Genomic DNA, 23,911 nt, shown 5'->3' with positions numbered 1-23,911 from the left:
CTCGACCCGCAAACTCTATTTGTAGGGTGCTGAGGTTGCACCTTACACTATTGTCAGCAATAGATAAATCTTGAACCGCGCCTCACCCACACTACAAATGACTGATGACTAATAACTAATGACTAATGACTAATAACTAATGACTAATGACTAATTAAGCAATTTTCACTGGTTGCAACTGAGAATTTACCAATAGCTTCTTAGCATCATTGGCTGATAGTGCAGGGCTGAAATAATAACCCTGAATTTCTTGACAGTGGAGTTCGCGCAAACACTCCAACTGCTCTTTAGTTTCTACTCCTTCGGCTACCACGCTCAAGTTCAAATCTCGCCCCAGGGTCGCTACAGCCTTGGCGATCGCCCGTTCGCAGGGATCAGTCGTCAATCCGCTGACAAAGGATTTATCTATTTTTAAGATATTCAAGGGAAACTTTTTGAGATAATTTAGAGAACAATAACCCGTGCCGAAATCGTCCAGCGCAATTTGCACTCCCATATTCTGCAACTCCCTGAGAACTTTTGTGGTATAATCCACATCTTGCATGGCTGTAGTTTCGGTAATTTCTAACTCTAAATATTTGGGTGCTAAACCAGTTTTTTCCAAGCAGTTCGCTACCATTTCTAATAAATTAAATTGCTGGAACTGCCGAGCCGAAACGTTGACTGCTACCCGCAAATCTGGCTGCAAAGCATCCTGCCAAGCTTTATTTTGAGTGCAGGCTGTTTGCAGCACCCATTCCCCAATAGGTACAATGAGTCCGTTCTCTTCGGCGATGGGAATAAATGTAGCGGGAGTAACTAAACCTAATTGTGGATGTTGCCAGCGCAGCAGAGCTTCCATGCCCTGAATTTGCCAAGTAGTAATGTTGACTTTTGGCTGATAGAAAACCTCAAATTCTCCTTGTTCTAAAGCCTCGTGCAGTCTGTGTTCTATAGTTAGTAAATGGCTGCAGTGGGGATTAAGTGTTGAAGTATATAACTGATAGTTATTTCTTCCCATTTCTTTAGCGTAGTACAAGGCAGCATCGGCATTTTTGACTAAAGTTTCGGCCTCTTCACCATCATCGGGATAAAGGGCAATGCCGATGCTGCTGCTAACATGAAACGGTTGTCCTTCTAGTTTAAATGGTGGCTTTAAATTGTTGAGTATTCTTTGAGCTGTTTTAACGGCATCTTCTAAGCAATTGATGTCGGGAAGCAGTATGGTAAATTCGTCGCCTCCCCAGCGGGCTACCGTGTCAGTCGATCGCAAAGTGTCGCTGATGCGTCCGGCAAAACCTTCTAACAGGCGATCGCCCGCAGCGTGACCTAGTGTATCATTAATCTTTTTGAACCTGTCCAAGTCTAAAAACATCACAGCAAGCATTTTTTTTGTTTGTTTAGCTTGTTTTAAGGACGCCAGCAGCCTCTCGTTAAACAGTATCCGGTTCGGTAAACCGGTGAGTTGGTCATAAACAGCTTGATAGCGAATAATTTCTTCAGCTTGCTTGCGCTGAGTAATGTCCATCATCGTGCCGATCGCCCTGACTGCTTGGCCACTTTCATTGCGGATGATATAGCCGCGATCGAGCACAAAAACATATCCCCCGTCTGCACGGTGAAAGCTGTATTCTTCCGACCAACATTGAGCGTCTGAGTTCATTGTTTGGTTGAAGCTAAACATCACTCTTTCCCGTTCTTCGGGATGAATATTTAACCACCAAGATTCTAATTCTATCGTCTGAGTTTCGTTGAGTTTGTATCCAAATACTTTTTCAAATTCTTCGCTCAACCAATACTCATTTTTTAACAAATCAAAATCCCATACGGCATCATTTGTCGCCCGCGTCAGCAGGTGAAAGCGTTCTTCGCTTTTGCGTAGTTTTTCTTCGGATTGCACCCGTTCCGTTACATCCCGAAAGCTGAATACTCGGCCAGTAATTTTGCCTCCCGTGCGCTGAGGCAACGAGTAGCGCTCGAAGATTCTGCCATCTGTTAACTCAATGATATCGTAACTTTCTTCGGTAGGGCGATCGGACAATTCTTTAGCACGGTTGAGAAATATTTCCGGATATTTTAACTGGTTGATTCCAAAGGCCAAAATTTGGTTGTTATCTCTCGAATCCAGCAGGAAATCCGGCAACTGCCACATTTCGGCAAACTTGCGGTTAAAGGTGAGCACTGTGCCTCCACTGTCAACCGCCAGAATACCGTCAGCAGTAGATTCAATGGTTGCTTGAAGCAAGGAAAGAGATGTTTCTCGTTCTAACTCTGCTAATTTGCGATCGCTGATGTCAAATGCTGTGATTAATATTGAGGCTTTTTTTTCAAATTTTATAATATCTACAGTTGCTTCAATCCAGCGCATTTCTCCAGTTTTCGTGACTATTACTAATTCATATTTAGAGCCTGCTGTTGAGCGCGCATGACTGGATTTACCCCATTTTTTAACTATTTCTATAAAATCTAGATGAATTAAGTCGTATAAATCCAATGCTAGTAATTCTTCGCGAGTATATCCTGTCAGAGCTTCTGTCTCAGCATTGACATAGCGGAACTGTCTGCGGTGATAGATAAATGCAACAGCATTAACAGTTTCTATCAGTTGGCGAAACTTTTTTTCACTGCGTCGCAAATTTCTTTCAACCTGCTTGCTTTCGGTAATATTTTGTGCTATGTATAACTTACCGCTGACCTTGCCTTGACTGTCGCAAATAATTGAAATAGAAAGCAGTACAATTATTTTTTTTCGCTGTTTAGAAAGGTAGACTTTTTCCACGTTGTGGACAGAACCTTCGGCTGTTAAACTTCCTAAATCTAACACCGGGGCTGGTGATTCACTTTTCTTAAAAAGTCCGGCTATTGGTTTGCCTAACAACTCTTTTTTAGAGTATCCCAAAAGTTGACAGGTAGCTTGGTTTAACGATAGGATATGACCGCCTGGAGTCGTCGCGATTATCGAGACGTTCATTTCCTCACAAATATCGAGAGCATATTCGGCAGTTTGCTGCAAATCTTGGGTCATCTGGGCAATAGTATGCCAGATATCCTGTTCTTTTTTTGGATATAACACTTTTTCTCCTTTTGGTAGCTTGTCATTCTCTGTTTCAGACTTCGGCTTGATTAACCTCATCGTCTTGGATAAGCTATTTACTGTCTTCTCCCGGATCAATAATGAAATTACTAAACAAAGACAAACCAGAAAATAGCCGATGATTTTTAACCTAACATTAGGTTCTTCTTTATTGGTATTTTGAGAGTTAATCTGATTGTAATTTGGTAATATTCGTGGTTCAATTTGGGATAAATGATTCAAAAATAATGCGGCGCTTCCAGAGGTAAGGGGACGAGATGCCGATCGCAAATAGCTATGTTTTTGAGACAGCACCAAAACCCTTTCTACAGGGTGAGTGCCAGATTCACCCCATACACTTATCGGTAATATTTTTGCACTCATGCTAGATTCCACACCAAAAATAGCAACCGCGAAATATCCCCAAATTAATTGAAAAATTATTTTCATTTGCTCTATTTCCTAAGATAAAATACTTTTTTAGTAACCAAAAATTGTAAAAATCTTAGCAGAAGTTTCTCTGCCATAGGAAAACCCAGCCACCATTAATTCATGTGGATTTGTAAATTAAATTTTAGCCAGGTAATAACTTAGCTTTATAACTAATTACAATTTTAATCTTAATTTAAAATGTGTCATCAGCCATTGTGCCACAAATTATCCGCCATTCTGCCTAGACACCGGGTGGAAGCGCGCTAAAATTAGATAATTCCCGCAAGGAGGCGATCGGGATTTGTTAGAAAAATAAACAATTAGCTTAAAATCTATGCAGAGGTCCACTAATTGAACCCATGAGTCAGACCATCCCAGAACTCCAAAAAGAAGTCCGCGCGCTAGAAGCAGAACTTACCGCCCTGCAAGAGTCGCGGGAAAAACTTGGCGTAGAGCGCTCAGAGTGCCGAGTGGCAGTCAGTTTTCCCAAAAATAATACTCCTGAAGCCATTGCCGAGTTCCACCAGCAAACTGCTGCTTTTGGGGAGCAGTGGTTGCAGCAAATCCAGGAAATTGACCGAGAGACTAAAAATATTGAAAAGCAACTGCAACAAAAACAGGCTTTACTCAATTACAAGCAAGGTGAACTAGAAAAGTTGGTGGCCGGAGAGCACTGGCAAGAACTAGAAAACAAAGTTCAAACCGGGGAAAAGCGCTTGCAAACACAAGCTCGCAGAATCAATCAAGCAGCAGCGCAGCTACAGGCAGAAATCCAAGCTTTGAAAGCACTGTACGACCAACTCAATCCGAGTTATTCCGAGTGGTTTCAACAACCAACTCAAATAGTCAAATTTTCAGCCACAACTATTCCTTACGCTGTTCCCAGCAGCAGCGGGTTGATATTGGAGAATAAGGAGATTGAGTGGGAAAAGAAGTAGTTTTGGATTGTAAATTTAAAAGGTAAATTAGTGATTTGAATGTCGCCGTCGAACCATCTAATAAGGAATGAGAATTAAATAACTTCCACAAGTTTGTGGGATGGGCTCTTATAGCCCGTCATGAGTGGACGGGCGGGACGCCCATCCCACAATAACAATTAAAATTGTAAGTTATTTAATTCGCGATCCTAAGCAATACAGATTCGACGGCAACATCGCAAGGCTTTTTCCTGCAGTTTTATATAAAAAATATAAAACTGCCTCTGGCGCAGCTAATTTTAAGATTTTTGAGTTTCTTTTTTGGAAACAGGTTTATTTTTAACTCTGGTGTGAACCTAAAATCTAAAATATAACTGTTATGAACGCATCAACCGGGTTTTACGAAAAGACTTTGTGGCTGCCCTCGCTTCCGCTAAAAAACCCGGTTTATGGGAGTGAGGAGTGCGTAAGCTCTGTCTAAAATTTCAAATAGACTTACTAATGAAACAATTGATTTGGATAGCGCTATTTATTGTGGTTGCGGTGACGGCTGCGGGTTGGGGTTCTGACTCGTGGCAGCGGTTGTCGGCTGTACCCGAAGTTGGGATCGATCGCAATATCCACACTTCCCAAAAACCGTCTCCCTTACCGCTTCCTGCTGAAAAAAATAGTTTTTTTCAGCCCCAAATTGACCCGTCTCGGTTGTGGAAACACGTCGATAGTTTAGCAGGAGAACGCGATGGAGAACGAGATCGCTCTTTTACTAGAGACTACATTTCCCAACAACTAAAAACATTAGGATTTTCCGCAGAGTTGCAGCCGTTCGATCGCGGAATTAACGTCTTTGCTGAGAGAAAAGGCACTGACTCAAACGCCGGTGCAATTTTAGTGGCAGCACACTACGATACTGTACCAAACTCCCCCGGCGCTGACGACAATGCGACGGGAGTTGCAGTAGTTTTAGAAGTAGCAAGATTGCTGGGTTCTCGCCCCACGCCTCGGACATTGCAAGTAGCATTTTTCGACAGGGAAGAACTCGGACTTTTAGGCAGTTTAGCATTTACAGGTAGCGACGCGCGGTTAAAAAATTTGCAGGGTGCGATCGTCCTAGATATGCTAGGTTATGCGTGCCGCACGCCCGGATGCCAGCAATATCCCGAAGGATTGACAGCGCAACCTTTTCTAGAAGCTGCGGGGGTGACATCTCCCGACAAAGGCGAGTTTATCGCTGTGGTTGGGGATGCGGAACATCCGCAGCTATTGAAAAGTTTTGCGGAGTCGCGAAAAGCCGATTTGCCTCCGGTGGTGGCGCTGCCGGTTCCCCTGAAAGGGTTGCTGACTCCCGATGTTTTACGCAGTGACCACGCGCCTTTCTGGTATAAAGGAATTGGTGCTGTGTTGGTGACGGATACTGCAAATTTGCGATCGCCTCACTATCACCAATCTAGCGATACATTAGCAACTATCGATCGACCTTTTTTCGCCGGTTCTGCTCAAATTGTTGTTAATGCCACCGCTAAATTATTGGAAATTCGGTAATCTACTCGTTATTAGGCTCTGCCTGGTAACGCATATCTGGAGGCTCTGCCTCCTATTTTCCCACGCCAAGCAAGCGAGGCAGAGCAAGAGTGAAATCGGTTCATAAAGAATGAGAATTAAATAACTTCCACAAGTTTGTGGGATGGGCGTCCCGCCCGTCCTTTTTGGATGGGTGGGACGCCCATCCCACAATAACAATTAAAATTGCAAGTTATTTAATTCGCGATCCTAGGCAGAGCCTAGGAACTAGGTAAATAAAAAATAAGTAATAAAAAATGACTAACAAAGAAAGCCTGCAACGGCATTTACTGCAACTAGACAATCGAGGCTACAAAGCATACAAAGACATTCAAGGTAGTTACGAATTTTCAGAATTCACATTAATAATTGATTACGTGCAGGGAGATCCCTTTGCTTCTCCCAGTAAATTTAGAGTCATAGTTCCCCCCAACATTGCTCAAATTCCCCGCGAACTTTTCAACTCTCGCAGTCGAGAAATAGCCTTGCGAGATTACCTAACTCGCCAGTTTGACAAAGCAGCACACAGCATCAGCAGCAAACGCGGCACTGGCAAAAGCGGTATGATTGCAGTGACTCGGTTCGGACAAGAAGTTTTAGAGCGAACTTCCGCATTTATTACCCCCCCAACCCCCCCTTATCAAGGGGGGGCAAAAATCTCTATATCCCCCCCTTATCAAGGGGGGGCAAAAATCTCTATATCCCCCCCTTACCAAGGGGGGGAATTAGGGGGGGTAGAACTGCGATTTGCCGTCGGACTTCCAGCGGGCGGGCGGAGTATTTTAGGGCGACAAGCTGCTGAAATGCTCTGCGAAGATATTCCTCAAATAGTCAGTAAATCTCTGAAGTATGCTAATTTAAATCCTGCGGAATGTCGCCGTCACGTTGAAACTGTAGAAGATGCTGACTGGCTGCGGGAACAGTTAGCTGAAAAAAGATTAGTTGCGTTTGTTGCTGACGGTTCTATTTTACCCCGCCGCAGCGGTGTTGACAACAGTCCTTTGTTAAATAATGCTGTGGCTTTTCAGTCGCCGCCGTCGTTAAAAGTTGAGTTTAATTGTCCGAATCGCGGTTTGATTTCCGGTATGGGTATTCCCGCTGGCATTACTTTGATTGTTGGGGGCGGCTATCACGGCAAATCAACTTTACTCAGGGCGATCGAGTTGGGGGTTTACAACCGAATTCCCGGAGATGGTAGGGAATTTGTGGTGACTAATCCGGCGGCGGTTAAAATTAGAGCGGAAGATGGGAGAAGTGTTGCGGGAGTTGATATTTCGCCTTTTATTAACCACTTGCCACAAGGTAGAGATACTGCACAATTTTATACTGAGAATGCGAGCGGTAGCACGTCGCAAGCTGCTAATATTATTGAGGCTTTGGAAGTGGGGAGAAGGAAGAAGGAAGGCACGACACGGATTTTGACACGGATACACGGATTAATTTATGAAGAGGATTTAGTGCCTGTTTTATTGGTGGATGAGGATACGGCGGCGACTAATTTTATGATTCGCGATCGCAGAATGCAGGAACTCATCGCTAAGGATAAGGAACCGATTACGCCGTTTATTGATAAAGTTAAACAGTTGTACGCAGATGGCGGCGTATCGACTATTTTAGTAATGGGGGGAAGCGGCGATTATTTTGATGTGGCAGATACTGTGATTGCACTAGATAATTTTCAAGCATATAATGTGACGGGAAAAGCTAAAGATATTGCTAAAAAATACTCGATTAGCCGTGCTGCTGAAGGGGGAGAAAATTTTGGTAAGATTACTCAAAGAGTGCCGATTCCTGCTAGTTTAGATCCGAGTCGGGGACGGCGAGATGTGCGGGTGAAGGTGCGAGATGTTGATGAATTGGCTTTCGGAACTGAGGAGATTGATTTGGGTGCTGTTGAGCAAATTGTGGACAGCGGACAGTTAAGGGCGATCGCTGCGGCAATGGTTTATGCTAAGCAGCAATACATGGACGGAAAACGCACTTTGTCGGAAATTATCGATTTGGTGATGGCAGATATTGACGCGCGCGGGATGGATATTTTATCGCCTTTTCCTGAAGGGGATTTTGCCATGTTTCGACGCTTTGAATTGGCGGCGGCAATTAATCGGCTTCGTAGTTTGTCGGTTGTTGCTAAGTAGATTTTCTTAATATAAGTGTATTGTTGTCCTACTTTTGATATGCTGACCAAAGTGAGTGCAAAAACCGCGATTGAAGTATGACAGGCAATATAGGACAACTGACTGCTTTAAGCGATCGACCTTATTTAGTATTAAGCAATCAAGGGGAGGTTTTACAGTTAGAGTTAAAACAGCAGCAGCACGTATTGGGGCGCGATCGCACTCGTGCTGATTTAGCCATTCCCGAAGCTTGGCGCGCAGTTTCCGGCGTTCACGCTGTTTTGCGCCAAATTGGGGATAATTACTGGATTTACGACGGTGACGGCCAGCGGCCGAGCACTAATGGCTTATTTGTCGATCGCACTCGCATCACTCCCAATGACGGCTATTGTCTGAAAAACGGCACAGAACTTAAAATCGGTCTCGATCCTCAAAATCAAGTTTTGCTGAGTTATTTTAATCCGCTGGCGAATCAGGTTGCTGTCCCTAGCAAGCAGTCAATTCCTCTTAAGAATCGGTCGGTTTTGTTGGGTCGCGATCCAAACGCTTCGCTGCAATTAGATGCGCCGCTGGTTTCTCGACGCCACGCCACAATCGACCAAGACAGTCGCGGTAATTATATTTTGCGAGACCACAGCGTTAACGGGGTTTTTGTTAATGGTCAGCGAGTGACAAATTCTGTACAGTTGTCCGAGGGAGATGCAATTCGGATCGGCCCGTTTACTCTAACTTACCGCAGCGGTGAGTTGGAGATGCAAGACTCGGGCCATCAAATTCGTTTGGATGCTGACAGTCTGGTGATTCCGAAGCGTTTGGATAACATCACTTTGGCGATCGAACCGGGGCAGTTTGTGGCTTTAGTCGGCGGTAGCGGTGCGGGTAAATCTACTTTAATGCGGACGCTTTTAGGCATCGAAAAAACTACTAACGGCGCTGTGTTTCTCAACGGTGACAACCTGCGCCAAAACTTCAATATTTACCGCAATCAAATCGGTTATGTGCCTCAAGATGATATTGTACACGCAGATTTGACAGTAGAAGAAGTCTTGAGTTATGCAGCTAAATTGCGCTTACCTCCGGATACAGATGTCAATCAGGTAGTCGCAAAAACTTTAGAAGATATTGAAATGACTCACCGCCGCAAGGCTTTGGTAAAACAGCTTAGCGGCGGACAGCGAAAGCGAGTCAGTATCGGAGTTGAACTGTTAGCAGACCCGAAACTTTTCTTTTTAGACGAACCGACTTCAGGACTCGATCCGGGTTTGGATAAGAAGATGATGCAACTGCTGCGAAAGTTGGCAAATCAAGGCCGGACGGTGATTCTGGTGACTCACGCGACGGCAAATATCACGATGTGCGATCGGATTGTGTTTTTGGGTCGCGGCGGTCGCCTTTGTTACTTCGGCCCGCCTAGGGAAGCGCTCGATTTTTTCGATATCAAAACAAGCGATTTTGCCGACATTTACAACGAATTAGAAACAGGAGAAATCAACGTTCAAAGCTGGGCAGAAAAGTTTAATAAATCTCCCTACTATCAGCGCTATATTGTCAATCACTTCAGCACAGGCAAGGCTAATGCAAAAATACCTTCTGCACCTTCTGTACCAAAATCTCAATCTTTTGTAAAACAACTCGTTTTGCTTTCCCAGCGCTATTTTCAACTCGTTTCCCGCGACTTAGTTAACTTGAGTTTAGCTCTTTTAACGGCTCCGATCGGCATTAGTTTGCTGCGGCTAGCCGTCAGAGATAAAGACCCATTAATTGGCGCACCGGAGGCAACTTTAGCACCTTTAGCGCTCAGAGTTCTATTTGTATTTACCTGCGCGGCGATTTGGGTAGGGCTGGCAACTTCTCTGCAAGAAATTGTTAAAGAATCTGCTATTTATCTGCGCGAACGTTTGGTCAATTTAGGATTGTTTGCTTATTTAGGTTCAAAAATTTTTATACTTTCTGGTTTAGCCGTATTGCAAACACTGTTAATGGTAGGAGTTATTCTGATTGCTTTTAAATCCCCCGAACCGAGTTTTATTTCCTGGCCGGTGGGGGCAAGTATTACCACATTCCTAACTTTAATGAGCTGCATAAGCCTTGGATTAGTCGTTTCCGCGATTGTTAAAAATAGCTCTCAAGCTAATAGCGCTTTGCCTCTATTATTGCTGCCTCAGATTATTTTTTCGGGAGTTTTGTTTAAGATGGAAGGTGCGGCGAGCAAGTTTTCTTGGCTGATGTTAAGCCGCTGGTCTGTGGGTGCTTACGGCTCTTTAGTTAATGTGAATGGGATGGTTCCCGCACCTACTACATTACCGGATGGGAGTACGCTTCCTCAGCCGTTTGAGCCTACTCCTGTTTACGATCCAACTTGGGAAAATTTGGGTTTGAACTGGGCTATTTTGTGCGTGCATATTTGCGTTTATTTGATGTTGACTCTGTGGTTGCAGAAGCGGAAGGATATTTTATGAATTATTGGCTGATGAAGTCGGAACCGGATGTTTACAGTATTGCGGACTTGAAGGGCGATCGCACTTCCATTTGGGATGGCGTTCGCAACTATCAAGCGCGCAATTTTATGCGAGAAATGAGTCGGGGAGACTTAGTATTTTTTTACCATTCTAATACTAAATTTCCCGGTATTGTCGGGTTAGTGCGCGTCGTTGAAACTGGGATTGCTGACCCTACTCAGTTCGATATGAAGAGCGAATATTATGATGCTAAATCGCAGTTAAGTGCTCCTCGCTGGCAAACTGTGAAAGTGGAGTTTGTTGAGGAGTTTGCTAAGTTAATATCTTTGGATGAACTGAAACAAAAGTTTAGCGCTGATGAGATTTTGGTGGTGAGAAAAGGCAATCGGTTATCGGTGATGCCGGTATCTGAAAGTGCGGCACAGAAGATTTTGAAGATGAGAGAATCTAATGATTAAACCGCAGAGAACGCAGAGAACACAGAGTCAGAAAAAAGAGAGATGAATAATTCTGATGCCAACAGATTTGATATTACCCACAGTCAGGACACGGCAGTGCCGTATCCCTACAATTAATCTGGCGATGGTTACATCTCTCAGGTCGTGCTCGTGATTATTTTGGGGTAGGGAAACGGCATTGCCGTGTCCGTCTTGCCTATCATGTCTGAGTGCAACCGGAATTAATACTACAGGCAAGATGCCTGTGCCACAAATTGCTTGTGGGGTGGGCCGAAGAGCCCGCCCCAAATATTTGAAATCCCCTAAAGACCGGCAGCACAAACTGCGGCTCCAATTAACCCTACATTGGGATTCAAAACCAATCGAACCGGTATCATTTCTAATAGCGAATCCATCCGCCCTTTGTGGGTAAAAGCCCGCATAAAACCGCCTTCTTGAATCAGTGGCAAAATTTTAGCAGCAATGCCACCTGCTATGTACAAACCGCCGTAAGGTAAAAGTGATACAGCCATATTTCCCGCCACCGCACCGTAGGCTTCTACAAACATTTGCATTGTTTGTTCCGAAAGCCGATCGCACTTTTTGAGGGCCGCCTGTGCAATTGTCGCCCCCGGATCGACAGTCTTTTCAGTTTTCCCGATTTCTGACTCCCATTTTTTGATAACTTCCCCTACCTCCGGCGATTCAGGAGCAAACTTTCTGTCCCGCAAAAACTGGTAAATTGAAACAATCCCTTGTCCCGAAACCACACGCTCGATCGATATTCTTTGAATGTCGTGTTTTGCTAACAAATATTTCAGCAATTCAAACTCCAACTCCGAACGAGGAGCAAAGTCACCGTGCCCCCCTTCCGAAGAAAATACCCGGATGCCATTTGCCTCTGGAATTCCAAAACAATTTCCCAAACCAGTACCCGCACCAATCACAGCAATTGGATCGTATTGGCGGGGTTTTCCGACTTGCAAAATGTGCAAATCTTTAGCATCCAAACCCCACACGCCGTAGCCAACCGCAACAAAATCATTAATTAAACTGACGCGGGATATTCCTAATTCTTGTTCCAGACGCTTCGCATCCAGCCTCCAAGGCAAATTAGTCAGTTTTGCAGTATTGTTAACCACCGGGCCTGCGATCGCAAAACAAGCTTTTTCAGGCAATGGCGCAAAATCCAATTTCGTAGCAGCTTCCGTCAAAAACTGCTGCACCATTGGTACTAAATCGGGAAACTCCCCGCTCGGATAGCGAAACTCGTAAAGAGCGTTCATTTCACCGTTAACAGTCCTTTCCACTAAGCGCAAAATTGTCTTAGTTCCGCCAATATCGCCCGCTAATAATAATGCCATAAATCTCTTTTTTCACCAAAGATAACATTCCCCATTTAAACACCCACAGTATTAATTGCCAACCAAGCCCGCAGCACCTCAGCCACAGTCCAAGCTTGAGCCGTGCAGCCCCGCGGCGAGTGGGGGGCGTCGCCCTCAAAAATTTCGCTCAGACTGCCAACTCCGCCGCCCCTTATATGATGTGCCATTGATTCGAGAAAATCGCGAGCTTGTGCTGGGTCTTTGTATACGTGCAAGTGCGCCAAGACAAACGGGCCAATCAGCCAGCCCCAAACTGTGCCTTGGTGGTAGGCGCTGTCGCGCTGCAATTGGTCGCCTTCGTATGCGCCGCGATACTGGGGGTGCTGTGGCGAGAGGCTGCGGAGGCCGACAGAAGTGAGCAACTGTTGAGCGCAGCCGTCCACCACGCCGCGCTGCTGGATGGGCGTCAGTAACGGTGTATACCGCGTTTCCTGGCGCATCCCCGCTGACAAGGAGTTGGCGGAGTGAGGAGGAATCGAGTCTAGGGGCAGGGAAACGGCGAATATTTGGTTGGGCCGCAGCGAGGCATCGTGTCCGTCTGGGCCGTCGAGAACGTCGTAACAGTAACCGGTTGAGGCGTTCCAGAAGCGAGGGAATCCGGCGGCCGTTCGATCGCCCAATTGCTGGTATTCATTGTGAGGCTTGCCCAATTTTCGAGCAAAACTTGCCATAGCTTGTATAGCATTGTACCAAAGCGCGCTGAGTTCGATCGGCTTACCAATCCGGGGCGTCACCACCCAATCGCCGATTTTCGCGTCCATCCAAGTCAGTTGCACACCCTTTTCGCCCGCGTAGATTAAACCGTCATCGGGATCGACGCGGATATTATACCGAGTTCCCTGTATGTGCCAATCAACAATCTCACATAAAGTAGGCCAGAGTTCGCTCAAAAGTTCGTCGTCCCCCGTGGCATCGATATAAGCGCGAATTGCCTCAAAGTACCACAGAGTGGCGTCTGCGGTGTTGTATTCCGGTGCGCCGCCCGCATCCGGGAAGCGGTTCGGCAGCATCCCCCGATCGACATACCGCGCAAATGTCCGCAAAATCGATCGCGCAATTTCCCATCGCCCGGTACAGATTGTGAGACCGGGCAGGGCGATCGTCGTGTCGCGCCCCCAGTCGCTGAACCAGGGATATCCGGCGATGATCGTTTTGCCTTCGGTTTCCTCCGCTAGCGGGCGGTTGACGATAAATTGGTCGGCGGCTAGCACTAAGTGATTGATCCAGTCGGGAGATTCGCTCACTTTTGACCAGTTTTGCAGGAGTTGTTGGTCATAAGTGCGGCGCACTTCTAAAGCTGTACCGCCGTTGAGTTCGGTATTTTTCTCGGTGCTGGCTATCAATGTGAGAGAACTTCCCGGTGCGATCGTCATGTGAAAAGTCGCCGCCTGCAAGTGATCCTCGCAGCAATCCAATCCGCGGCGCTTTTCGGCTGCTAGATCCAATCCGTAATGCCAATTGTATAAGGGCGCAGAGACTCGAAATGTGGCCTCTGCTGTGGCATCTGTCAGCAGGTACAGGGGTGCAGCCTTGGGAAATGCCGTCACGCAAACGCCGCGTTCCAAGGTTTCTAGGCTCATCTGCCAGTCGCCGGCGCTCGTTGTGTGGTGGTAGTCGCGATAGTTGACTAGGGCTTTGACAGCGAGGGCGATCGGTTGTGAGGCGCGGTGCAGGCGGTATTGAATATATGTTGTGTTAGCACCTTGCTGCATCCAAATCCGCTTTTCCAGGATAGCGTCGCCGAGAGCAAACCTCCAAACAGGCGTCGTGCCTTCGAGGTGAAAGCTTTCGATGTAGTTGTAGCCGTGGGGTTCGATCGTCGCGTCGGCCCAGCGGTTTGTATAAAGCGGATAGGCGCGATCGTGATACACCGCCGTCTCGTCCAGCTTGGCGAGCATCAAAGTGCGTCCCAGCGGGGGTTTGAGGGCTGCTACCAGCAAGCCGTGATAGCGGCGGGTGAGGAGATTTGCGATCGTCCCGCTAGCGTAACCGCCGATCCCGTTTGTGACCAACCACTCCCGAGACTCCGCCGAGTCAAGATTGCAGCAGATTTCCCGTCCAAAAGCCATAACCATAAAATCCACACTCGCGCTGATTTTTTACCTACCTTTAGGTAGATTTTCGACATAATATCAACCACAAATATTAACGATTTCAGACCGTTAATTTGGCGATCGCCCCCGTGCGGATTCATGCTCTAATTTAGACATAACTAACCGCTACTTTTGCCCCATATACAATTTTAGCCTTTGATGCCTCTGTCTAAAGTTAGTTGTTTGTTATATTAAGTAATATTACCGTCTAAACAGGCGCTCAACGTTAAGGGCAAAGCATTTGATAGCGCGTCGGGCGATCGAACTACCAACCTATTTTATAAGGAGAACGGCTCAAAGTGAAGATAGGAGCAAATTACCTCGGCAATAACCAATGTGAATTTACCGTTTGGGCGCCCACCCTCAAACAAATCGCAGTCCAAATTGTTTCCCCAAAAAAACGCCTGATACCCCTGCAACAATCAGCAGAAGGTTATTGGCAAACCACAGCTACAGACATCGAACCAGGAACCCTTTACACTTACCAAATCGAAGGAAAAACCGACCGACCAGACCCAGCCTCAAAATATCAACCCCAAGGCGTACACGCTCCGTCGCAAGTAATAGATCAAAATATTTTTACTTGGACTGACACAAATTGGCAAGGCGTGCCGCTAGCCGAAATGATTATTTACGAACTGCACGTCGGCACATTCACCCAAGCCGGAACATTTGAAGCAATAATTCCCCATCTAAAACAACTTAAAGACTTGGGAATCAACGCCATCGAAATCATGCCAGTAGCCCAATTTCCCGGCGAGCGAAACTGGGGATATGACGGCGTATATCCCTACGCAGTTCAAAACTCCTACGGCGGCCCCGAAGGCTTCAAAACACTCGTCAACGCCTGCCACGAACACGGCATTTCAGTAATTCTCGATGTAGTTTACAACCACCTCGGCCCCGAAGGCAACTACCTCAGTCAATTCGGCCCCTACTTTACATCCAAATACGGCTCAATTTGGGGAGATCCCCTCAACTTCGACGACGCCTACAGCGACGGCGTGCGTAACTACTTTATTGAAAACGCCCTCTACTGGTTTCGAGACTATCACATCGATGCCCTGAGATTAGATGCAATTCAAGCAATATTTGAAGTAGGTGCAAGACCTTTTTTACAAGAACTATCCGATGCCACAGCAGATATTTCCAACGAACTAGGACGGCAACTTTACTTAATAGCCGAAAGTGACTTAAATGATGTCCGCACTATACGTCCCAAAGAACTCGGTGGCTTCGGACTAGACGCCCAATGGTGCGATGATTTCCACCACGCACTGCACGCCTTGCTCACCGGAGAAGACGACCGCTACTACCAAGATTTCGGCAAATGCGAACACTTAGAAAAAGCCTTCAAAGAAAGCTTTGTTTACTCCGGCCAGTACGCCCCCCACAGAAAGCGGAGACACGGCAATTCTGTCAAGGATGAACCGGGTCATAAATTTCTGGTGTTTGCCCAAACCCACGACCAAATCGGCAACCGCATTTTGGGAGACCGACTCTCAAAAATAGTTAACTTTGAAGCATTGAAACTCGCAGCAGGCACTGTCTTAATTTCTCCTTACATTCCCTTCTTTTTTATGGGAGAAGAATACGGAGAAGAAGCACCGTTTTTTTACTTCGTTTCCCACTCGGACGAAAACTTAATTGAAGCTATCCGCAAAGACAAACAACAAGAATTTAAAATCTTTGAAGGCCGAGGCGAGTTTCAAGACCCCCAGAGTCCAGAGACTTTCGATAAGTGTAAGTTAAACTGGGAAAAACAAACCGAAGGCAAACACAAAATCCTTTGGGAATGGCACCAACATCTGATTCAACTGCGGCGGACAATACCAGCCCTTAAAAAACTCGACAAAAACAGTCTAGAAGTGTCCAGCATTGAAGCGGAAAAAATCTTATTTCTACGTCGCTGGACAGATGACAGCCAGATATTCTGCATTCTAAACTTCAACACGCAAGATGTCACTTTTACGGCTACACTGCCCCAAGGCAACGGTCACAAAATTTTAGACTCTGCTGATGAAAAATGGATGGGTTCAGGTTCTAGCTTGCCTGAAAAGATAACTTCAGAGCAAAAATTGACCGTTAAACCGCAGAGTTTCGCACTCTATGAATTAGAGTAATTAAAACGGGAGGCAGAGCCTCCAATACAGGCGTTCCCAGGCAGAGCCTAGGAACAAGCAATAGGAGGCAGAACCTATGTAGTTCTCAGCCTCTGTCGCGGAATCTAGTCCCACAAGAAACGGGAGGCAGAGCCTCTCTCATTCCCAGCCTCGGGCCGGGAATGCAGTAGAGGAGGCTCTGCCTCCTACATTAAAAGAGAAAACCCTAAAAAAACCGGAGTAAAATTAACATGATGAGAATTCCCACAACAACTTATCGGATTCAATTTCATGGAGGTTTTAACTTTGAAGCCGCCAAACAAATCCTTAGCTATCTGGAAGATTTAGGAATTACCGACCTTTACGCTTCACCAATATTTAAAGCCAGAAAAGGCAGCTCTCACGGATACGATGTCGTTGACTCAAATCAGCTCAATCCCGATTTGGGAACATCAGAAAATTTTGAAGCCCTCACATACGAAATCAAGAAACGGAACATGGGATGGCTGCAAGATATTGTTCCGAACCACATGGCTTATGACACTCAAAATTTGCTGCTGTTAGACGTATTGGAACACGGGCCAGATTCCGACTATTTCGATTACTTCGATATTGAATGGAATCACGCTTACGAACATCTCAGGGGTCGAGTGCTGGCTCCGCTGCTGGGGAATTTTTATGGAGAGTGTCTGGAAAATGGCGAGATTCAACTCAAATACAGCGAAATTGGGCTAACCATCAATTATTATAGCTTACAATTGCCAGTAAGAATTGAATCTTATGCTAAATTCATCAGTCATAACTTGGGGCATTTAGCTAGAGAATTAGGCAGACGCCATCCAGATTTTATCAAGTTTTTAGGAATTCTTTATTTAATTAAAAATACACCTTCAGAAACTAAAGGTAAAACCCGATACGATCAGATAGCTTTTGTCAAAGGACTGCTGTGGGAACTCTACAATCAAAATCCCCTTGTACAGGAATTTATCGATGAAAATATCAAAGTTTTTAACGGAGAAAAGGGAAATTCCGAAAGCTTTAATTTGCTAGACGAATTGCTTTCCGAGCAGTTTTACCGTCTGTCTTTCTGGAAAGTGGGGGCAGAGGAAATTAATTACCGAAGGTTTTTTACAGTAAACGAACTTATTTCGGTAAAAGTTGAAGAGATTAAAGTTTTTCATAAAAACCACGCTCTGATATTCGACATGGTTGATGAGGGAAAGTTTACTGGATTGAGAATCGACCACATCGATGGACTGTACGACCCCACAGAATATTTGAAACGCCTCCGAGAGAAAGTCGGAGACACTTATATTACTGTTGAAAAGATTCTGGAACACGAAGAAGATTTGCCGTCATATTGGCCGATTGAGGGAACTAGCGGCTACGACTTTTTGAATTACGTAAACGGCGTTTTTTGTCGGTGCGATCGCGAGCAGCAATTTACCGAAATATATCAGAGATTTACTCGCTTGACCGTTCCCTACGAACAGTTGTTTTTAGATAAAAAAGGACTGATTGTTGAGAAAAATTTGGCGGGAGATGTAGACAATCTAGCTCAACTTTTGAAGAATATTTCCGGTCAATCGAGACAGGGAAATGACTTTACTCGTCCCGGTTTGGAAAAAGCATTGGCGGCTGTTTTGACAATTTTTCCAGTCTACCGAACTTACATCAATCAAGACGGTTTGAGAGAGTCCGATCGCACTTACGTAAAATATGCGATCGCCCATGCCAAAGAACAAGCACCCAGACTCCTCAAGGAACTTAAATTTATCGAAACGGTGCTGTTGCTGGAAGAAGAAGAAACCCTAACACCCGAACAAAAAGAGCAGCGTCGGCACTTTGTAATGAAACTCCAGCAGTTGACAGGTCCATTAATGGCAAAAGGCGTGGAAGACACGCTTTTATACGTCTACTATCGGCTTTTATCCCTCAACGAAGTGGGAGGAAATCCCAGTCAGTTCGGCGTGTCGCTGGGAGATTTTCACGAGTTCAACCAACAGCAGCAAGCAGCTTGGCCACACAAAATGAATGCGACAGCTACCCACGATACCAAACGTGGCGAAGATGTGCGAGCCAGACTTAACGTTTTGTCAGAAATTCCCGATGAATGGGAACAGCAAGTCAGGTCTTGGAGAGAGGTAAACTCTTCTAAGAAAGTCAACTTTGTGAATCGAATGGTTCCAGATACTAATGACGAATACTTCCTGTACCAAACTCTGCTCGGCAGTTTTCCCTTTGAGGGAATTGAAAACACTGATTATGTCGATCGCCTGAAAGATTATGTGATTAAAGCTGTCCGCGAAGCCAAAGTTTATACGGCTTGGCTGAGACCGGATAACGACTACGAAGCTGGTTTTATGACCTTTGTCGATAGCGTTCTCGAAACTTCGGAACAAAATCAGTTTCTCAACAAATTTACACCTTTCTGGAAAAAAGTAGCTAATTACGGAATTTTCAATTCTTTATCTCAAACGCTGCTGAAAATCACGGCTCCGGGCGTTCCCGACATTTATCAAGGGACGGAATTCTGGGATTTAAGCCACGTCGATCCCGATAACCGCCGTCCCGTAGATTTTGAGCGCAGAATCGAGGTTTTGCGGGAAATTAAAGAGCAAGCTCAGACGGATATTTTGCAACTAATTGAAGATTTGATTGCGACGCGAGAAGACGCGAGAATTAAGTTGTTTTTGACGGCAAGAGCCCTAGAAGCGAGAAAAAAATACTTGCAAGTTTTTCAATCAGGCGATTATCTGCCCATGGAAGCAGTTGGCACGTTTAAAGATAATGTTGTTGCCTTTGCCAGAAGCTTTGGAGAGACTACCGTTATTGTCATTGCTCCCCGGTTTTTGACGGGAATTGTCAAACCGGAAGAAATGCCGATCGGCAAACAAGTCTGGAAAGATACTAATTTGAAATTATCCGAGGAAATGCCGTCGGTTTGGAAAGATGCAATTACAAATCAGGCGGTAGAAAGTAACGGTACTTTGGCAATTGGTGACGCTCTGAGTTACTTTCCGGCAGCTCTGCTGATCGGTAAAAAATAGAAACTAAAGTTGTAGGGTGCGTCAGGAATTGATTATTGGGAGTTCACAATGTTTTTTGGCTCTGACGCACCATACCATGTGCTGGGCTTCTTGAGTTAAAATAGTAGCAGGAAAGCAATCTTAGTAGCGGGAGGAATAGCAAAATGCGATCGCTCGTCAAAACCGAAACCAGTACCGAAACCAGACTCTCTTGGTGGGCTTACCTATTTGTCCTAGACGAATTCATTGCCGAAGCAGATGCTACTATCAACGGCCCAGCAGCTTACAATAATACACCTCCAGCACTGTCCGATCGCGATCGAGCCTTTTTACTTTCAGTCATGGAAAACCCGCCAGCACCGTCTGAAGGATTGCTCGCATTATTTGCAGATTATTAAACAAAACAGTAAAGCGAGTGAATTGGACTATTAGCCGTCTAGAAGATATAAACCGAAGCACGAGCAGTCTTAGAAAAGACCCATTTAATTCGGGAAATACAGAATTAGATGCTTATCTCAAACGATATGCAAAGCAGAACGATCGCCTCGGTACTGCTAGAACTTTTGTAGCTTTAGCAGGTGAAGATAACTACACAATAGCAGGCTATTATGCTGGCAGCGCTAATTTACTCGATCGTACCCAGCTACCACCTAACTTGCGAGAAAATCTCCCCAACTATCCCCCTCCTGCTATGCTAGTTGGGAAACTTGCAGTCGATCGATCAATGCAAGGTAGAGGCTTGGGGAAGCGGTTACTGCGCCATGCCTTCGAGAATGCACTGAATTTATCCCAAAATATGGGAATTTATGCTGTCAGGGTAGATGCTATTGACGAACAAGCTAAAGAATTTTACAAAAGGTGCGGTTTCTTGGAGTACCAAGATAGTCCTTTTTCACTGTTTATTCTGATGAGTACAATTAAACAAGCAGCAAATGGGTAGGTCTCTAACTCATGACTCTAACTGATAAATTTTACTTTTATTTTGAAGCCGATCGACCGATCGCCCCTACCAACCAAACAAAATTTATACAACAAAGACGGCAAATACAACACAACGTATACGGTTTGCCACAATACCCGAATCGATCGCACACCGTACATTAGGAAGAGTAAAGAAAAGCAGTCAACAACTGTAGCGGTGCAAGCCTCACGGATGCAACCGTCCCCCAACAGGTTCGGTAAATACCCCTTCATCGCAAGGTCTACCGCCCGCAGTATAGAGATAAGCACCCTATCGAAGACTGTATTAAAGCAGGACTCACTACCCGTAAACCGCGAGGTAAAATGGCAGTCCTGAATAACCAGACTATCGCACAGATAAAACACCAAAATTTTGTAGAGATTGGAGCCGGAACACCCCTATGGGAAAAGTAGTTGGAATTGACTTAGGTACGACAAACTCCTGCGTCGCAGTTATGGAAGGCGGCAAACCCACCGTCATAGCCAACGCCGAGGGGGGTCGCACCACACCTTCTGTAGTAGCATATGCTAAAAATGGGGATCAACTTGTCGGACAAATCGCCAAGCGTCAAGCCGTGATGAACGCCGAAAACACCTTTTACTCAGTAAAACGGTTTATCGGGCGTAGGGTTGATGAAGTAACCCACGAAACCACTGAAGTTTCCTACAAAGTTCTCAAAGTCGGCAACAGCCTCAAACTAGACTGTCCCGCCCGCGGCAAGCAATTTGCCCCAGAAGAAATTTCTGCACAAGTTCTTCGGAAACTCGTAGAAGACGCCAGCAAATACCTCGGCGAAACTGTTACCCAAGCGGTAATTACTGTTCCCGCTTACTTCAACGACTCCCAGCGCCAAGCTACGAAAGACGCAGGAAAAATTGCCGGTATAGAAGTGCTGCGGATTATTAACGAACCTACAGCAGCAGCTTTAGCTTACGGGTTAGATAAAAAGAGCAACGAAACCATCCTCGTATTTGACTTAGGTGGCGGTACTTTCGACGTATCTATTCTCGAAGTAGGCGACGGCGTATTTGAAGTGCTAGCAACTTCTGGAGACACTCACCTCGGCGGTGACGACTTCGACAAAAAAATTGTTGATTTCATCGCTAATGAATTCCAAAGAGCCGAAGGAATTGACCTCCGCAAAGACAAACAAGCCCTGCAACGCCTGACGGAAGCAGCCGAAAAAGCCAAGATTGAGCTTTCGAGCGTTACCCAAGCAGAAATCAACCTGCCGTTTATTACCGCGACTCAAGACGGGCCAAAACACTTGGACACGACTTTGACGCGGGGCAAGTTTGAAGAACTCTGTTCCGATTTGATCGATCGCTCCCGCATCCCCGTAGAAAATGCGATCCGCGACGCCAAATTAGACAAATCTGCAATTAATGAAGTCGTCTTAGTTGGTGGTTCTACGCGCATTCCTGCGGTGCAAGAACTGGTCAAAAAACTCCTTGGCAAAGACCCCAACCAAACCGTAAACCCGGACGAAGTGGTCGCAGTCGGTGCAGCAATTCAAGCCGGCGTACTCTCCGGCGAAGTCAAAGACATCTTGTTGCTCGACGTTACTCCGCTGTCTCTAGGCGTCGAAACCTTGGGTGGCGTGATGACCAAAATCATTCCCCGCAACACCACTATTCCTACCAAGAAGTCGGAAACTTTCTCGACTGCTGTAGATGGCCAAACAAACGTGGAAATTCACGTTTTGCAAGGCGAACGGGAAATGGCGAATGATAACAAGGATTTGGGAACCTTCCGCTTAGATGGAGTTCCACCAGCCCCCCGTGGCGTACCTCAAATTGAAGTTACTTTCGATATCGATGCTAACGGTATTTTGAATGTAGCTGCTAAGGATAAAGGTACTGGTAAGGAGCAATCGATTAGCATTACTGGTGCTTCTACTTTGCCCAGCAATGAAGTCGAGCGCATGGTGAAGGAAGCCGAATCGAATGCTTCTGCTGACAAAGAGCGTCGCGAAAGGATCGATCGCAAAAACCAAGCTGATTCTCAAGCCTATCAAATCGAGAAGCAGTTGGCAGAATTGGGCGATAAAGTTCCCGCTGATGACAAAACTAAGATTGAAGGGTTGCTTAAAGACTTGCGATCCGCGATCGAGAGTGAAGATGACGATCGCATCAAGACACTGACAACAGAGTTGCAGCAAGCATTCTACGCTGTCAGCAGCAACCTGTACCAGCAAGCAGGCGGCCCAACTGATGGCCCTGGCGGCCCTGGCGGCTATGGAGACGGCGGCCCCACTGGCGGCGGCGACGACGTGATTGACGCCGACTTCACAGAAGGCAACAAATAACAGGCTAAATTAAAAGCCCCCAGCTAGAAGCAAGAAACCCGGTTTTGAACAGAAACCGGGTTTCTGTTCATGCAAAAACAAACCAAAGTCGATCGACTAAAATTACTAAAAATCTTGCTTGAGGCATAGAGACAAAACTAGAATATGCTTCAACAAATATCATAAACTATAGCAATCCTAAATGATTTGTGTAATTCTTGTAGGGGCAAACCCCCCGTGGTTGCCCCGCCTTAGCTGGGCTAGGCACTCTTAGCACTACCCCTACATATTTTTACAACTTATTTAGGATTGCTATAGCAGTAATATCGCAATCGAGAGCAATTAAATGTCACGTTCTCCTATACAAAATTCCTCCCCAAATACTCCCAGCCAATCTCATGTTGCATCCTTGCGCCGACTCCGCCGCATCAGCCATTTACTAGACAATGCAATTCCGATTCCCGGCACAAAATACCGCATCGGACTCGATCCGATACTGGGACTTATACCGGGCGGCGGCGATTTAATCAGTTCAATTTTTGCAGGCTATGTTGTCTTCAAATCCGCTCAAATGGGAGTGCCTCAAGAGACTTTAGTAAAAATGGCAGCTAATATCGTATTTGATACAGTTGCTGGTACTGTACCGGTAGCCGGAGATTTGTTAGATGTTGCTTGGAAAGCTAATGTCAAAAATATAGAATTGCTGGATGCTCATTTAGGTTCCCCTGAACAAGGCAAAAAAGCCGATTGGCTATTTGTGGCGGCGCTGTTATTGGGTTTAATTTTAATTGTCGGAGGTGTTATTTTCTTGAGTGTGATGCTTTTTGGGTTGCTATTTCAATTAATTACAGGGCGTTAAATTGGGTTTAACGCTCCAGATAAATTCCTCTCTTTATGTCATTCATAGTGATAGCATATAATCGGGAAGCTTCTCCTTGAAACTCCTTTTTGAGGATGATTGCGAACCGAAACACAACATCTGGCTTTAATTATCCATAGGGTGCGTTGCTTTTTTTGATGCCTTACTAAAGAGCAAATATTTCACATATCCGTAGATTACAAACAGGGCGATTGGAAAAAAAA

Annotated in this window: 15 protein-coding genes; 12 read left to right on the top strand and 3 right to left on the bottom strand. The window is 45.6% G+C overall.

From position 1 onward, the window contains the following. Positions 1–154: 154 nt before the first annotated feature. Positions 155–3,502 carry an EAL domain-containing protein gene (locus QUB39_RS04370; RefSeq protein ID WP_333209243.1) on the bottom strand — a complete coding sequence of 1,116 codons (3,348 nt, stop codon included), beginning with the start codon at positions 3,500–3,502 and terminating at the stop codon, positions 155–157. A gap of 341 nt (positions 3,503–3,843) precedes the next feature. Here QUB39_RS04370 and QUB39_RS04365 point away from each other — a divergent pair, with 341 nt between their 5' ends. The 5 genes from QUB39_RS04365 (at position 3,844) to QUB39_RS04345 (ending at position 10,992) form a co-directional block, all read left to right on the top strand. After that, positions 3,844–4,422 (top strand): hypothetical protein, encoded by a 579-nt coding sequence (locus QUB39_RS04365; RefSeq protein WP_333051476.1) that lies wholly within the window; start codon positions 3,844–3,846, stop codon positions 4,420–4,422. 480 nt (positions 4,423–4,902) lie between these two features. Then, entirely contained in the window at positions 4,903–5,940 is a 1,038-nt protein-coding gene (locus QUB39_RS04360) for a M28 family peptidase (protein ID WP_333209245.1), read from the top strand. Between the two features lie 275 nt (positions 5,941–6,215). After that, entirely contained in the window at positions 6,216–8,096 is a 1,881-nt protein-coding gene (locus tag QUB39_RS04355) for an ABC-ATPase domain-containing protein (RefSeq protein WP_333209247.1), read from the top strand. A 77-nt stretch (positions 8,097–8,173) separates the two neighbouring features. After that, positions 8,174–10,534 (top strand): FHA domain-containing protein, encoded by a 2,361-nt coding sequence (locus tag QUB39_RS04350; protein ID WP_333209249.1) that lies wholly within the window; start codon positions 8,174–8,176, stop codon positions 10,532–10,534. Beyond that, the gene (locus QUB39_RS04345; protein WP_333209251.1) at positions 10,531–10,992 is read left to right on the top strand and encodes an EVE domain-containing protein; all 462 of its coding nucleotides are present in this window, start codon (positions 10,531–10,533) and stop codon (positions 10,990–10,992) included. The genes QUB39_RS04350 and QUB39_RS04345 overlap by 4 nt, the downstream gene beginning before the upstream one ends. Positions 10,993–11,294: 302 nt before the next feature. On the opposite strand, the gene QUB39_RS04340 is transcribed toward QUB39_RS04345, so the two are convergent. Beyond that, complete coding sequence (locus tag QUB39_RS04340; RefSeq protein ID WP_333209254.1) at positions 11,295–12,335, bottom strand: glucokinase; 1,041 nt, start codon at positions 12,333–12,335, stop codon at positions 11,295–11,297. A gap of 35 nt (positions 12,336–12,370) precedes the next feature. Continuing rightward, positions 12,371–14,431, bottom strand: a complete 2,061-nt coding sequence (locus QUB39_RS04335) for an amylo-alpha-1,6-glucosidase (protein WP_333209256.1) — start codon at positions 14,429–14,431, stop codon at positions 12,371–12,373. 317 nt (positions 14,432–14,748) lie between these two features. On the opposite strand from QUB39_RS04335, the gene treZ reads away from it, so the two are divergent. The 7 genes from treZ to QUB39_RS04300 all read left to right on the top strand — a co-directional run bounded on the left by treZ (position 14,749) and on the right by QUB39_RS04300 (position 23,687). Then, positions 14,749–16,572, top strand: coding sequence for a malto-oligosyltrehalose trehalohydrolase (gene treZ, locus QUB39_RS04330; protein WP_333051493.1), 1,824 nt, complete (start codon positions 14,749–14,751; stop codon positions 16,570–16,572). A gap of 233 nt (positions 16,573–16,805) precedes the next feature. Further along, positions 16,806–19,601 carry a malto-oligosyltrehalose synthase gene (gene treY, locus QUB39_RS04325; protein ID WP_333209299.1) on the top strand — a complete coding sequence of 932 codons (2,796 nt, stop codon included), beginning with the start codon at positions 16,806–16,808 and terminating at the stop codon, positions 19,599–19,601. Between the two features lie 143 nt (positions 19,602–19,744). Then, the gene (locus tag QUB39_RS04320) at positions 19,745–19,978 is read left to right on the top strand and encodes a hypothetical protein (protein WP_333028250.1); all 234 of its coding nucleotides are present in this window, start codon (positions 19,745–19,747) and stop codon (positions 19,976–19,978) included. Positions 19,979–19,995: 17 nt separating this feature from the next. After that, the gene (locus QUB39_RS04315) at positions 19,996–20,520 is read left to right on the top strand and encodes a GNAT family N-acetyltransferase (RefSeq protein ID WP_333051494.1); all 525 of its coding nucleotides are present in this window, start codon (positions 19,996–19,998) and stop codon (positions 20,518–20,520) included. A gap of 11 nt (positions 20,521–20,531) precedes the next feature. After that, positions 20,532–20,684: a hypothetical protein gene (locus QUB39_RS04310; protein ID WP_333051495.1), complete on the top strand. Its 153-nt coding sequence runs from the start codon at positions 20,532–20,534 to the stop codon at positions 20,682–20,684. A gap of 257 nt (positions 20,685–20,941) precedes the next feature. Beyond that, a complete protein-coding gene (dnaK, locus tag QUB39_RS04305) occupies positions 20,942–22,849 on the top strand; it encodes a molecular chaperone DnaK (protein WP_333485015.1) in 1,908 nt (635 codons plus the stop codon). A 325-nt stretch (positions 22,850–23,174) separates the two neighbouring features. After that, positions 23,175–23,687 (top strand): DUF4112 domain-containing protein, encoded by a 513-nt coding sequence (locus QUB39_RS04300; protein ID WP_333051500.1) that lies wholly within the window; start codon positions 23,175–23,177, stop codon positions 23,685–23,687. The last annotated feature ends 224 nt before the right edge of the window (positions 23,688–23,911 follow it).

This window comes from Microcoleus sp. AT8-B5 (assembly GCF_036705565.1).
Classification (GTDB): domain Bacteria; phylum Cyanobacteriota; class Cyanobacteriia; order Cyanobacteriales; family Microcoleaceae; genus Microcoleus.
Note: the sequence above shows the minus strand (reverse complement) of the source record. Positions and strands in the feature narration are given on the sequence as shown.